This window comes from Gemmatimonadales bacterium (genome assembly GCA_036265815.1).
Classification (GTDB): Bacteria; Gemmatimonadota; Gemmatimonadetes; order Gemmatimonadales; family GWC2-71-9; genus CAVVWJ01.
This window is the reverse complement of the sequence record DATAOI010000024.1, coordinates 22918-36697: the sequence shown is the minus strand read 5'-3', so window position 1 is coordinate 36697 and position 13780 is coordinate 22918. Positions and strand designations below refer to the sequence as shown.

Annotated in this window: 8 protein-coding genes; 2 read left to right on the top strand and 6 right to left on the bottom strand. The window is 68.5% G+C overall.

What is annotated here, in order from left to right:
* Nucleotides 1-2: 2 nt before the first annotated feature.
* From VHR41_04545 to VHR41_04535, 3 genes are read right to left on the bottom strand one after another with little or no spacing between them, the layout of a single operon-like run.
* Nucleotides 3-1040, bottom strand: coding sequence for a hypothetical protein (locus VHR41_04545; GenBank protein ID HEX3233439.1), 1038 nt, complete (start codon nucleotides 1038-1040; stop codon nucleotides 3-5).
* 60 nt (nucleotides 1041-1100) lie between these two features.
* Nucleotides 1101-3362, bottom strand: a complete 2262-nt coding sequence (locus VHR41_04540; protein HEX3233438.1) for a protein kinase — start codon at nucleotides 3360-3362, stop codon at nucleotides 1101-1103.
* Complete coding sequence (locus tag VHR41_04535; protein HEX3233437.1) at nucleotides 3359-4519, bottom strand: BTAD domain-containing putative transcriptional regulator; 1161 nt, start codon at nucleotides 4517-4519, stop codon at nucleotides 3359-3361. The genes VHR41_04540 and VHR41_04535 overlap by 4 nt, the downstream gene beginning before the upstream one ends.
* Nucleotides 4520-4780: 261 nt before the next feature.
* Here VHR41_04535 and VHR41_04530 point away from each other — a divergent pair, with 261 nt between their 5' ends.
* A complete protein-coding gene (locus tag VHR41_04530) occupies nucleotides 4781-6535 on the top strand; it encodes an aldehyde dehydrogenase family protein (GenBank protein HEX3233436.1) in 1755 nt (584 codons plus the stop codon).
* On the opposite strand, the gene VHR41_04525 is transcribed toward VHR41_04530, so the two are convergent.
* Nucleotides 6532-8457, bottom strand: a complete 1926-nt coding sequence (locus VHR41_04525; protein HEX3233435.1) for an AAA family ATPase — start codon at nucleotides 8455-8457, stop codon at nucleotides 6532-6534. The two genes, VHR41_04530 and VHR41_04525, sit on opposite strands and share 4 nt — an antisense overlap.
* Nucleotides 8454-11336 (bottom strand): serine/threonine-protein kinase, encoded by a 2883-nt coding sequence (locus tag VHR41_04520; GenBank protein ID HEX3233434.1) that lies wholly within the window; start codon nucleotides 11334-11336, stop codon nucleotides 8454-8456. Before VHR41_04520 ends, VHR41_04525 begins: the two co-directional genes overlap by 4 nt.
* A gap of 395 nt (nucleotides 11337-11731) precedes the next feature.
* Here VHR41_04520 and VHR41_04515 point away from each other — a divergent pair, with 395 nt between their 5' ends.
* Nucleotides 11732-12214 (top strand): VOC family protein, encoded by a 483-nt coding sequence (locus VHR41_04515; protein ID HEX3233433.1) that lies wholly within the window; start codon nucleotides 11732-11734, stop codon nucleotides 12212-12214.
* Between the two features lie 72 nt (nucleotides 12215-12286).
* On the opposite strand, the gene VHR41_04510 is transcribed toward VHR41_04515, so the two are convergent.
* Nucleotides 12287-13621: an amidohydrolase family protein gene (locus VHR41_04510; protein HEX3233432.1), complete on the bottom strand. Its 1335-nt coding sequence runs from the start codon at nucleotides 13619-13621 to the stop codon at nucleotides 12287-12289.
* Nucleotides 13622-13780: the final 159 nt, after the last annotated feature.

Sequence of the window (13780 nt, the reverse complement as noted above, 5' to 3'; positions counted from 1 at the left end):
GCTCAGGCGGGCCCGAGATCGAGCGCGCTCGCGGGCCGTCCCGCGCTCGCCGATCTGCGTTCCATCCGCTCGAGCGCTACCTCCACCGCGGCCAGGTCCTGCACGCCCAGCCCGATCAGCTTGCAGATGGTGATTTCATCGTCACCGGTCCGGCCCGGCGTGGTGCCGGCCGCCACCTCGCCGAGCTCCCCCGCAATGCCGCTCGGGTCGATGGCACCACTTCGAAGGGCCCGGGCCACGTCGCCGAATTCTGCCGAGAGGGTCCGGCTATCCACCACGATGCGATCGGCGGTGGCCAGGCAGTCGGGCGCGAGCTCGCATTTGGTCGCGTCGTCGGCGCCCACGGCGGTGACATGCATCCCGGGCTCGAGCCAGCGTCCCTCGATCAGCGGCTCGAGGCTGGCGGTGGTGGTCACCACGATGTGCGCTCCATGGCACACCTGTTGGGGGGTCTCGACGAGGTCGATCGAAAGATCCGGCCGCCGGGTGAGGACCGCCTGACGGAGACGCTCGGCCCGGGCCCGTTTCCGAGCCCAGATGCGGATGCTTCGCACGGGACGCTCCGCGGCGGCCGCGAGGGATTGGAGATACGCCTGAACCCCAGAACCCAGGACGCCCAGGACCGACGCATCGCTCCTGGCCAGGAGGCGCGCGGCGAGCGCCCCGGCGGCCGCCGTGCGAACGTCGGTGAGATGACCCTCGTCCTCCAGAACGGCCCGCAGGTCACCCGTCCGCGCGTCGAACGCGGCCACGACCCCGCCACCCGGCAGTCGGCCGCTCTCCGCGCGCGCGGTGAACCAGGTGGCGATCTTCACCGTGAAGATGGAGCGACCCGGGAGCCAGGCGGACTTCACGTGGACGTCGCCGTCGTGCCCCATCGGCGCGAACATGGCGACCGGCGCCTCACCGAGGCCGCGGCTGTAGTCGGCGAGCGCGCGGGCCACCGGGTCCGTCAGGTCCTCGAATCCAACGGCGCCGCGGATCCGGTCTGCCCCGTAGCGGACGAAACCAGCGCGGACGCTTGGAACGGGTGTGCTCACGCCGAACCTTCGCGGAGCTGATCTAGGTGTACGTCGTCCACCGATGCTTGTTTCACTGGTTCAGCCGAGTTTCTCCAGCAAGGCGAGGTAGCGTAGGTCGTGGCGCAGCGGGTCCCAGGCCGGATCGACGCGGAAGAAGCTGAGCCAACCGCTGCGCAGCGCATAGGCGCGCTCAATCAGGTCGAAGGCTCCATCCAGGTCGCCCAGCGAAGCGAGCACGTGCGACTCATAGAGGGGCGAAAGGTAGTGCTGCCCGGCGAGCTCCCGGAGCTCGCGAACAATGTCGAGCGCTCGTTCCCGCTGTCCCAATTTGGCGTACGCCGATCCGAGGTACATCAACAGAATGGGCGCTCGGCCGATCAGCTGGATGCCCTGCTCCAGGATCGCGGCCGACTGCGTGTGCATCCCCAGGAGCTGATACACCCGGCCGAGCTCCCAGTAGGTCGGCGGATGGGTGGGCTCCATTTCCAGCGTGGCCAGCAGTTTCGCCAGCGCCTCCCGATATCGACCAGCCCACACCAGGCAGCGTCCCACGGTCAGGTGGAGGCCGAGTGAGAGGGGGTCGAATGCCAACGCCGTGGTGACTATCTGGAGCCCCTCCTCGGGGCGACCCATCGCGCAAAGGAAGAGCGCGTGCCACACATGGGTCGGCGGCGATTTTCCGCCAAGGCTGAGCGCCAGATCGAACTCGCGTTCCGCTTGGGCCCAGTCCCAGTGGAAGAGCGCGGCGACGATCGCCTGGGCACCGTGCGCTTCGGCAAGGGCTGGATCGAGCTCCAGCGCCTTCGATACCGCCGCCTGGGCCTGCGGCATCGCCTCCAGGGGAGACATGACACCGAACGTGTCGAAGCCGGCCATAGCGAGGCAGTACGCCAGGTTGGCGTATGCCGCTGCATACTCTGGGTCCCGCTCAATCGCTTGCTGAAAGTGCTCGATGGCAGCGACGAATCCTTCCGCCGTGCGCTTGTTGAGGAAATAGCAGCCCTGGAGGTAAAGCGCGTACGCCTCGGGGACAGCCGTGGCGGGGCGGACCAGCAGGTCGCTCGGCGTCCCCACCACCCGGGCGGTCAGCTCGGTGACGATCGCCCGGGTGAGCTCGTCCTGCATCACGAAGACGTCATCGAGCGTCCGCTCGTACGTGTGGGACCAGAGGTGATACCCGCTTGACGCGTTGATGAGCTGCACGGACATGCGAATTCGGTTGCCGGCCTTGCGCAGGCTCCCTTCGAGCAGGGTGCGCACCTTGAGCCGCTCACCGATCTCGCGGGCGTCCACGCTCTTTCCCTTGAACATGAAGGATGAGGTTCGCGCAGTAACCCGGAGGCCGGGGATCTGGGCGAGCGCATTGATGATCTCGTCGGTCATGCCGTCGCTGAAGTACTCGTTCTCCGGATCGGAGCTCAAGCTGAGGAACGGCAGCACCGCCACGGATGCCTCAGCGGTCGTTTGGGGGCCCGGGACCAGGGTGATCCCTCCCCCCGAGCGACCCCCCGCCACGTCGGCCAGAGCAGAGGAGAAACCGGCGGCGGTGGCGAACCGGTCGGCCGGCTTCCGGGCGAGTGCACGGGCGATGGCTGCTTCGACAGCTTCGGGGACCTCCGGCTGTATGCTGCGCAGGCGCGCCGGCGTCTCCAGCAGCCGCTGCACCAGGATGGCCTGCACGCTGGACCCCGAGAACGGGGGCACTCCCGCGAGGGCCTCGAACAACACGCACCCGAGACTGTAGATGTCGCTGCGGCCATCGATGTCGGGCTCGCCCGCGGCCTGCTCGGGACTCATGTACATCGGCGTGCCCACCGCCATGCCGCCCCCGGTGAGCAGCTCGGTGCCAGCGCCCAGTGCACGGGCGATCCCGAAGTCGGCCAGGACGGCCTCGCCATTCGCGATCAGGATGTTTTCCGGCTTGATGTCCCGGTGTACCACGCCGTGCTGGTGCGCGTAGTCGAGCGCATCGGCCACCTGGCGTCCCAGGTCCAGCGCCTCGTGCAGGGCGAGCCGGTGCTCCCGCTGCAGCCAGGCCCGCAGTGATTCGCCCTCGATGTAGGGCATGACATAGTAGAGCAGCCCGTCCACCTCGCCCGAATCGTGGAGCGGCAGGATGTGTGGATGGGTGAGCCGGGCGGCGACCCGGATCTCGCGCAGAAAGCGGTCCGAACCGACGGACGGGCCAAGGTCGGGCTCGAACACCTTCAGCGCCACCTGGCGTCCGTGCTTCGGGTCCAGCGCGAGGTAGACCGTGGACATGCCACCCCGGCCAAGCTCACGCTCGATCTGATAGCGTCCGGCAAAACTCGCGCGTATAGAGTCGAGTAGGTCGATCATGTCACAGAGGATCTGGCCGTGAGCCGGGTCAAGGCATTGCAAATCCCCTGGACGATCGCCTGAGCCAACTCATCCTGCACCGCGAACGGGTCCTCGACTCGGCGCTCGAACTTCTCGGACCAGAGATGACATCCGTCCGATGCCGCCATGAGGTGCGCATTGAGTCGGATGCGGTCACCCGATTGCCGAATGCTCCCCTCCAACAACATCGCCACGCCGAGGCGACGGCCGATCTCGCAGGCGTCCGGCTGGTCTTTTCGGAATGCGTCGACCGACGTGCGCGCGGCCACTCGCAAGCCCGAGTGCTGGGCGAGGCCGCTCATGAGCTCTTCGGTGAGTCCCTCGGAGAAGAAATCGTTGCTGGTGACGGAGCTCAGGTTGGCGAACGGAAGCACGGCAATGGAGACCTCGCCCGGTCGCGCTGCCCTCGCCATCGCCGTGCGCTCCGGCCATTGACGAAGCTGATCGGCCAAGGCGAGGACCGCCGGATTGGGGGCCGCCTCGAGCTCGCGCTGAAGCAGCTCCTGATGGACGCGGGCCCACTCCAGCGCCGCGGCTCGATTGCCCGCCGCCGCCAGTGCCGACATCAAGTGGATCGTCACCCGCGAACTGAGGGGATCGTGGTCGGCGATTCGCTGCCACCACCCGGCGGCCTGGCGGGCGTCGCCCTGCGCGGCAGCCTCCGCTGCCAACGTCTCCAGGGCTTCCACGTACTCGCGAGCGAATCCGGCCCGCTCGCTCTCCACCCAATATTCGAACTCCGGCGCGCCGGTCAAGAAAAAGCCATCGAGAAAGGGACCGGCGTAGAGCGACACGGCACAGGCCAGGTTCCCGGCCTGGCGGGCCACACGGAACTCGCACGCATCGGAGCTCAGGAGTGACGGGTTCAATCGCAGATCGGCGGAGCCGACGAAAAGGTCGTCCAGGTCGAGCTCTCGTCGGAGGGCGTAGAGCACTTGGGTGAGCCGGTGCCCGGCCCGCTCCCCGTCGACGTCCGGCCAGAGATAGGCGATGATCTTGTCCCGGCTCACTCCCCGCTCCCCGGCCGGGGCGAGCAACGCGAGGAGAGCCAGGGATTTCCGTTGCGCGGCAGCGCCTCCCAGTGGCCCGGCATCGCCCTGGAGTACGACGGCTCCGAGGGTCTTGAGGTGCAGCATCGGAGATCTGGCCCCACTGAGGCTTAGCTGATGTGCATGTGGGTCAATGGTTTATACTACGTGCCGGTACGACGCGAGGCAACCCAAATCCCTCTCGTCTCGGTCCAGAAGGGCTGGGGGGGAAACCCCGGCAGCCGGCCATCTGAGGAATATCTGACTCGTATAGTGTATGCTGGGCGCGTGCCAGCAACCTGGTTCTCGCGAATCAAGGGAGCGACGCCACGTCGGTTATGTCCATCACTCGACACGAAGGAGCATCCGATGAGCCCCCATGGCCTCAAGGACAGTCCGTCGGCGGCGGACCCGGCCCGCGCCGCGCAGCCCCCGCGGCCGACCGCCGACCGACTACTTGATAGCATGGTCGCCCGGCTTGGCGAGGGCGCTCCGGTCTTCGCCAAACTCTCGTTGGCGGATCGGATTGCCCTCGCTCGCAGCATGCAGGCGGGCTATCTCGCCATTGCCGAGCGAAGCGTTCACGCGGCCTGCGCGGCCAAGGGCCTCCCGCTCGGCACGCCCGCGGAGGGTGAAGAGTGGACGAATCCGTGGTGCGTCGTGCGTCACCTGCGCCTCATCACCGAGTCGCTCCACGCGCTTCAGCGGACCGGCAACACACCGATCGGTCCGGTGAGCGAAACCGTCGACGGGCGGCTCTCCATCCGGGTTTTCCCTGCCAACGGCATTGACGGGGTGCTCTTCTCCGGAATCTCGGCGGAAGTCCACACCAACGCCGGGGTGACCGCGGAGACGATGCAACGTTCCCGCGCGAGCTTCTACAAGGCCCCTTGGCACCAGGGTCGAACCGTGCTGGTCCTCGGCCCGGGCAATCTCACGATGATCCCGGCCATGGACGTGATCAGCAAGATGTTCAACGAGGGAAAGGTCTGCCTCCTCAAGATGAGCCCGGTCAATTCCTACCATGGACCGTACTTGGAGGAGGCGTTTGCCGAGCCGATCGCGCGAGGATTCCTCGCGGTGGCGTACGGGGGCGCGGAGGGGGGCGCCTATCTTGCCAGACATCCTGGCATCGACGAAATCCATCTCACCGGATCGGCTCAGACATACGATGCGCTGGTATGGGGCCCGCCTGGTCCCGAGCGGGAGGCGCGGAAAGTACGCAATACACCAGTTCTGACCAAGCCGGTCACGGCGGAGTTGGGGAACGTTTCGCCCGTGCTCGTCATTCCGGGCCCTTACCGCGATAAGGATCTCGCGTTCCAGGCGGAAGCGATCGCCGGGGCGATGGTACACAACGCCTCATTCAACTGTAATTCTGCGAAGCTCGTCCTCTCAGCCAAGGGGTGGACCGGACGGGCACGCCTCCTCTCCGCCATCGAGCGCGTGCTGGCCGCCACCCCGACGCGCCAGGCCTACTATCCCGGAGCCGAGGAGCGGTGGCAGCGATTCACCCAGGACCGCCAGGCGGTGCGAACGATCGGCCGAGCCGGCCAAGGTCAGCTTCCGTGGACGCTGCTGTCTGGCCTCGATCCGATGGACTCGGCCGAGCCGGCGTTCTCCGGCGAGCCGCTCTGCGCGGTGCTGTCGGAGACGGCGGTCGGCAGCGACGATCCGATCGAGTACCTGGAGCGCGCCGTAGATTTTGCCAACAACCGGGTTTGGGGAACACTCGCGGCGACCGTGGTGGTGCACCCCAAGACGCTCAAGGACCCGCGCCTCGGCCAGGCCGTGGAGCAGGCCATCAGTCGGCTGCGGTACGGTTCCGTCGCGCTCAATGCGTGGACCGGACTGAGTTTCGCGTTGGGCACCCCGCCGTGGGGCGGCCATCCGAGCTCGTCTCCGGCGGATATCCAGAGTGGCAGCGGATGGGTGCATAACACCCCCATGCTCGAGGGCATAGAGAAAACCGTCTTGCGCCATCCGGTCACCATCATGCCCAAGCCGGTGACCTTTCCCAGCCATCGCACCGCGCACACCTTGCTCCGGCGGCTCACCGTATTGGAGCAGACGGCGAGCTGGGCCAAGGTTCCAGGGGTGGTGGCAGCGGCGATGCGAGCCTAGCGCGCCGGCGCGCCGTCGGCCGCCAGGGCTTCGCGAATACGCTGGCGCTGGCCCGCGGTCAGCATGTCGCGGGAGATGACGTCGCGAACCAGCCGGGCGGTGAACCCGTAACCCCGCGGGTCCGAGGTCAGCCACTGGTGCCACTCCAGCTCATCCAGCCTGGCCGTGACCTCCGCCAGCGGAAGCTGGGTGGCCCGGGCGAGCTGATCGGCCCGCACCCGGTCACCGATCGCGGCCGCCGCGGCCAGCACTCGCTGGGCGCCAGGACTCAGCCGGCGGAAGGTCACTCGGAGCGCGGCCACGACCGCCTCGGGCAGACCGCCGGGCAACGTCTGATCCAGCGTCCTGGAGGGCTCGGGCCATACGCTGGTGACGTTCCCCAGATCGAGCCCCACCGCGACCGCGCGGAGCAGCTCGACGGCCAGGAGCGGCAGGCCCGCGGAGTCCATGCTGACCCGCCGGACCACCCGGTCGAGCTCGATGCCGGTGTAGTCCGGCAGCAGGTGACGGGCGAGGGAGCGGAGCGGCTCGCGCCCCAGCGGCGACAGCGACACCGCCAATCCCCCCGCGTCCCGACCGATGCGGGCGCTGAGCTCGTCCAGCTCGGGCCGCGGCCAGCGCGGCTGGACCGCCAGCAGCAACGCCATCGGTACCGTGGCGAGATCCCGCACCAGCGCGCTCAGCGCCAGCGCCGAATCGTGGTCCAGCCAGTGCGCGTCATCGATCGCCAGCAGGAGCGGACGCTCTTCCGCCGCGGCCCGGACCACGTCCCCGAGCGCCTGTGCCAGGGAGCGAGGAGGGCCGGCACCGTGGGCCTGGGGGAAGCGCTCCTGCCATTCGGGAAGGAGCTGTGCCAGCAGGGCGATCGATCCGGCCTGCGCCCCCGCGACACCCGGCGCGTCGACCAGCGCGCCGCGGGCCAGCGCGAGCAGTGCGCCGCTCGCCTGCTCCCGGTCGGCCTCGACCGCCCGGGCCAGGCACACCGTGACGCCCTCCAGCCGGAGCCGGGAGGCAAGCTCTTCCACCAGACGGGTCTTGCCGGCACCAGTGTCGCCCCCCACCACCAGCACGGCGGGTCGCCGGTCGCGAAAGCAGGCGTTCGCGACGTCCAGGAGCGCGCGCAGCTCGGATTCGCGGCCCACCAGCGGGGCCCGCCCGCCGGCCTCGGTCGCACGGGCCGAGTCGGTCGTGGCGCCTGGCGGCCGCACGCTCCGCTCCTGCCGGATCCGGTCCGCCAGCGCCTTGGTGGCCGCCTCCGGCATCGCCCCGAGATCGGCCTTGAGTCTCGCCTGGAAGCTCTCGTAGCGCTGCAGCGCTTCGGTCCGGTCGCCGGCCAGCGCGAGACAGCGCATGGCGCTTCGGATGGCGCGCTCCGAGCGCGGGTCGAGTCCCAGCGCGCGCAGCGCGCAGCTCGCGCCGTCGCCCACTCGCCCGTTGCGCTCCAACTCGTCGGCCTGCTGAACCAGCACGTTCACCGACTGAGTCCGCCAGTGCTCCCGCTCCGCCGCAAGCCAATCCTCGAACGCCGAGGCACCCGGCAGGGTAAAGCCCTCCATGAACTCGCCGGCGATCATGCCAGTCGCCGTGGCCCAGTCTTCCTCCGAGATGGAGCGGGTCAGCTCGTCCAGATCGAGCTGCACCGTCCCCGGCAGGAGCCGGATCTGCCCGCCGCTCGACACCACTCCCTCCTCTCCGGTGAACCGCCGCAGCACCCGGATCGCCTCGTTGAGCGAATGGCGGGCGGACGCGTCGGGGCGGTCGGGCCAGAGGAGACCGATGATGTGGTCGCGGGTGCGCGCCTTCGGGACGGACCGCGCGAGATAGAGCAGCAGGCCCAGGTGCTTGCGCCAGAGCAGCTCAGGCGGTGCGGGGGCATCGTCCACCAGGACTTCGATCGGGCCCAGGGTGCGGCAGCTGATCATTGGTCGCAGCTCTTGGCGAGCGTCCGGGCCTCGCCCAGCAGCGCAGCATAGGGCGGCTCGGCGGCGGCCCACAGCTCGGCAACCCGGGGTACGAATCCGCACGCTCGGGCGGTGTCGTGACGCGCCATGGCGAGCCGGCCGCGGAACAGCCGGACCACGCCGCTGGTCACCGCGTCAACCTCGCCGGGTTGTACCTCGCTGTGCAGCCAGCCCTCGATGCCCGAATCGGAGTTCTCGTACCAGAGCAGCTCGCGGTCGGCCTTCGCGGTATCGCCCAGGGCGAGAAACCAGTGGCCGCGCTCCCAGTGCAGCACCGCCCGGGCGAAGGGATCGTCGACCACGCCGCTGGAGTCGTAGGCGAGGAGCGGCGCGGAGAGCGTAAGCGCGGAATCCAGTCGGCCCCGTGACGCCGCGCGGACCGCGGCAAGCTCGAGGGCGAGACGCGCCGCGCCCCGATGGCCAGGGGCCGCCCGATCCACCAGATCGGCCCAGCGGGCCGCGCGGCTGGTGTCGCCCGTACGGGTGGCCTCCAGAGCCAGCGCCCACGCTGGCCGGGCGCTTGGGTCTCCGGCTCGACTCAGCGCCTCCAGCCGAGCAATGCTCGTGTCCCGATCGGTCGACGCCCACAACGGCAGCCCGAGCATGGCCGGCAGGATGCGCCACTCCGCGCGCTCCAACGCGCTGTCCGGCTGTGCCAGCCAGATCACTGCACTGTCGAGATGGCCCATCGCCTCGGCGGGCCGGCCCAGGAGCATAAGGGCGAGCCCCTGAGCACGCTGGCCGCTCGCGCGCGCCGGCAAACTCTTTCCCTTCTGCGCGAGGATCCCGCCGAGAATCAGCTGGGCACGAGGAAGGTCGAATGCATTCCCCAACCGGGCGTACCGTTGCATCCCATCGAGCATCGTCGAATCGGTCCAGAGCCGCAACCAGCGGTACTTGACCCATGCGACGGCAGGCCGAAACCGCTCGTCATAGGCGAGCTGGAGAAAACGCCGCCGGCGCGCCTCCTCGGCCTCGCCCGAGAACGGGATGCGCAACCGCTCGCGCAGGCTGGAGTCCGCGTCCGCTCGCCGGCCGAGGCGCAAGTGTCCCCAGAGCAGATGATCGTAGGTCGGGGCCTGCTCCAGGTCGGCGTGCAGCATCGTCAAGCGCTTCAGCTCGGCGACGGCGCTGTCGAGCGGAACACCGACGAGGGGGCCGCGATGGAACAACTCATCGGCGTAAACGAATCGGACTGTCGGATCGGTGGGAAACGCCGCCACCACCTGGCGGTAACGCTCGAAGCGGCGATCGAGATCGGGCTCGAGCAGCGCCTCGATCAATTGCCGGTGCTGCTCCGGGAGCTCGTTCCCGCTCACATCATACAGCGCCTTGAGGTCGGCCTCGAACGGCACCCGCCGGAACCGCCGCACGATGGCGAGCCGCAGCGCGGCCTCCACGAAGGCGGGATCCCGCTGGAGGGCGCGACGGTAGTAGCCGTCGGCCTCGTCGTAGGCGTCACGCTGGAACGCGTCCTCGCCCTTGAAGTACTCGTCGTACGCACGGGTGTCGGCGCTGGTGCGCCGGCTCAACTCCCTGAATCGTGCGGCAAGCTCCGGAAACGCCCGGCCGACAATCGAGTCGGCCACCTGCTGGCTCCAGGCCGGCAGGTCGTCAGGCTGCCCAGCCACTCGCATCGGAGTCGGGTTCAGCGCCCTGCCCGAGGAGTCCCGAATGGTGAGCTCCAGCACGAGACCGCCACCGAATTCGACCAGCCGCCCGCCCGCGATGTAGGCGGCCTTGAGCTCCCGCGGTGCGCGCTCCGGCCGCTCGGCCGGAGCCACCGAGTCGGCCCAGGCGAAGGTGCGGGAGCTGGGCTGGAACCGCCAGCGGGTGAACCATTGCAGGCGGTCCCCGGTGTAGCGGGAGAGCTCGCGTCCCGTGCCGCCGATGCTATCGCTGCTGCTCCGTCCTGCGGGGAAACTCTCAAACGGCAATACCGCGAGGTCGGCCGGAACCGAAGGCGCAACCGGCTTGGCCTCGCCCGTGAGCCAGACCGTCAGCATGATTCCGACGAAGGCGCCGAGGCCTGCTATGCCCATGCGCGCGCGCAAGAGGCGGGGATGAATCAGCGCTGCCCTGAACGCCCGGGCGCTCTCCCATCGCCGCGAGGCATCGGGCTCCAGAGCTCGCCGCAAGACCCGGCGCCGGTCCATCGGGATGCCCGACCAGTTGATGCTCTCGTGTCCCGGAAGGCGAGGCACTCGGCCGGTGAGCGCCTCATACAGGACGACACCGGTTGCATAGAGGTCTGCCCGGTGGTTGACTCGTTCGCTCCCCACCCGCTGCTCGGGCGCCATGTACCGGAGCGTACCGACGACTTCACCGGGGCCTGTCAGCGTGGTGTCAGGATCGGACGATGGCTGGGCGATGCCGAAGTCGGCGAGGATGGCGCGGTCCGGGAGGAGAAAGATGTTGGACGGCTTCACGTCACGATGGACGATGCCGTACCGGTGGACGGCCTCCAGGCCGCTCAGCAGATCGGCGCCCAGCGCCACGACCTCCGCCGGATTCATCAATCCGCGCTCCAGGCGCACCGCCACAGTGTCGCCGGGGATGTAGTCCATGACGTAGTAGAAGAGTCCGTTCTTCTCGCCCACCTGATGGATCGGAACGATGTTCGGATGGCTCAGCTTGGCCAGCAGGCGCGCTTCCCGAAGAAAACGCGCCGCAGCGTGGTAGGAGGCGAGCTCGGGCTGGAGGACCTTGATCGCCACCGGGCGGTCGAGGGCGACGTCGTGACCCAGAAAGACGATGCCCATCCCGCCTCGGCCGATCTCGTGCTCGACCGTGAAGGCTGGCGCGACCGCATCCTGCAGATGTTCCAGCAGCGACGGCATCGGGGCCGGGTGAGCCTCGTGGAAGCCGTGTCGAGAGAGGAGCCGGGATGCTGCAAAGATACATCGGACTCATGGGACAGCCACCTCCACCGGGCCCCGTAGCTCGACGGCCGGCACGGTCGGAGGGCCAGATTTTGAACTCCGGCCACGGCTGCGGGTGACTGCTCGCGACGCCTACCCGATGCACCCAGGTACCCGCCACACGGTCGCGGAGATCCGCTGGGGGTGGGAACTCACGATAGCGCGAGGATGATCGCTGTTCATCGCTCACATCGGATCCGCGGGGATGATCATTTTGTGACATTCCACGTTCACATCCGAGACGCCCGAGGGTTGCTCGGCAGGCCCGAACTTCCAATATTCTCCCTCTCACTTTTTTGCGGTAGGAGACCATCATGGCTCAGAAAGCACAGGCGATTCCCAAGGGGTATCACACCGTGACACCCAGCATCGTCGTGGCCGGCGCGGCAAAGGCTATCGACTTCTACAAGAAGGCGTTGGGCGCGCAGGAACTGACGCGGTTTCCCGGGCCTGACGGGAAGATCATGCACGCCGAGATCAAGGTCGGCGACTCGATCATCATGCTGACCGACGAGATGCCCGAGCACGGCTCCAGGGGCCCCAGGCAGATCGGCGGCACGCCGGTCAGCTTCTTTGTTTATGGGGAGAACGTGGATGCGGCTTGGAAGCGCGCGGTCGATGCCGGCGCCAAGGAGATCATGCCCCTTGTCGACCAGTTCTGGGGTGACCGCACCGGCTGCCTCGAGGACCCGTTCGGACACCACTGGTGGCTGGCCCAGCACAAGGAAGATCTGACTCCCGAGGAGTTGCAGCAGAGGGGAGAGCAATTCTTCTCGCAGATGCAGACGGCGTCGTAGCAGCCAAGCGAAGCGAGAGCGTAGACGGCGCGGCGGGCCCACGGAAGTGGCCCGCCGCGTTCGTTTCGCCCCTCAGGGCACCCAGCTGTCGCTCCGCGGCTCCAGCCGGCCATTCTGCTTGAACACGGCCCCTCCCTTCATCACGAAATCGACATGCTGCAGCACCGTGATGTCCTTGAGGGGATCTCCCTTCACCGCCACCAGATCGGCCAGCTTGCCCCGCTGGAGCGAGCCCACGTCGGCGTCCCGGCCGAGCAGCGTGGCAGCGCTCAGCGTGCCTGCCTGGATCGCCTGCATGGGCGTCATGCCGTACTTCACCATGAGCGCGAACTCGCGGGCATTGGTGCCGTGCTGCATCACCCCGGCGTCGGTCCCGAGGGCGATCTTCACCCCGCCATCGAGCGCCAGCTTGAATGATTGATGGATCCGGGGGGCGATGGCGAGCGCCTTGGCGGCGATGGCCGGCGGCAGCTTCTTCGCGGTGGCCAGCGACTCGACGGTGAAGCCCGCGAGCAGGGTCGGCACCAGATAGGTGCCGTGCTGTTTCATGAGCTGCACGGCCTCCTCGTCCAACATCGATCCATGCTCGATGGAGGCGACGCCCGCGCGGACGGCCGCCTTGATCCCTTCGGTGCCATGTGCGTGGGCGGCGACCTTGCGCCGGAGCATCGCCGCGGTCTCCACGATCGCGCGCATCTCCTCTTCGGTGTACTGCTGCAACCCGACCGAGTCGGTGGGAGAGAGCACGCCGCCCGTCGCGCAGATCTTGATGACATCGGCGCCGTACTTCACCATGTACCGCACGCCGCTCCGCGCCTGATCGACCCCATCGGCCACGCCGTCCTGGAAGCCGGCCTCATGGCCGAAGGTCCCCGGATTGAAGCCGGCTGTACCGTCGCAGTGCCCGCCCCGGGCGCCCAGCGCGATGCCGGCACCAAGGATCCTGGGGCCGGGCACCCAGCCGGCGTTGATGGCGTTGCGCAGGCCCAGATCGGCGAAGCCGTCCGCCCCGACGATGCGGACCATGGTGAAGCCGGCCTCGAGCGTCTGCTGCGCGTGGGCAGCGCCCAGCAGCGTCAGCTCGCTCGGCAGCTCGGTGACGCCGGAGTGCTGCCAGTCGCCGTCGCCGATGGTCCGGCCGATCAGGTGCACGTGCGCGTCGATGAAGCCGGGAAGCACGGTCTCACCCGAGAGATCCACCACCGTGGCGCCCTTGGGGATGGCCAGGCCGGGGCCCAGGCCGGTGATCCGGTCGCCTTGCACCAGGATGACGGCGTTCCTGATCGGAGCGTTGCCGGTGCCGTCGATCAGGACACCGGCGCGAACGGCGGTGACGGGCTGCGGCTGCTGGGCGGCGAGAAGTTCGAGAGGCAAGGCGAGGAACAGCAGCAGACCGGCCGGTCTCATGGAGCGTCTCCTGGGTGAGGTTTCGCGCCGTTCGGCGTCAAGCGGCGCCATGTGAGGCCCGCCGCCAGGGCGGCAGCGGCCAGCATCAGAACCTGAGGGCGATCCCGGCCACCAGGGCGGTTCCGAGGCCCGTGGCCTTGCTCAGGAAGAATCGCACCG

Bases quoted from the DNA above. Each gene is read 5' to 3' on its own strand.
- VHR41_04520 (HEX3233434.1), bottom strand. From the start codon at position 11,336: ATGCCGTCGCTGCTGGAACATCTGCAGGATGCGGTCGCGCCAGCCTTC.
- VHR41_04530 (HEX3233436.1), top strand. From the start codon at position 4,781: ATGAGCCCCCATGGCCTCAAGGACAGTCCGTCGGCGGCGGACCCGGCC.
- VHR41_04510 (HEX3233432.1), bottom strand. From the start codon at position 13,621: ATGAGACCGGCCGGTCTGCTGCTGTTCCTCGCCTTGCCTCTCGAACTT.
- VHR41_04535 (HEX3233437.1), bottom strand. From the start codon at position 4,519: ATGCTGCACCTCAAGACCCTCGGAGCCGTCGTACTCCAGGGCGATGCC.
- VHR41_04540 (HEX3233438.1), bottom strand. From the start codon at position 3,362: ATGATCGACCTACTCGACTCTATACGCGCGAGTTTTGCCGGACGCTAT.
- VHR41_04525 (HEX3233435.1), bottom strand. From the start codon at position 8,457: ATGATCAGCTGCCGCACCCTGGGCCCGATCGAAGTCCTGGTGGACGAT.
- VHR41_04515 (HEX3233433.1), top strand. From the start codon at position 11,732: ATGGCTCAGAAAGCACAGGCGATTCCCAAGGGGTATCACACCGTGACA.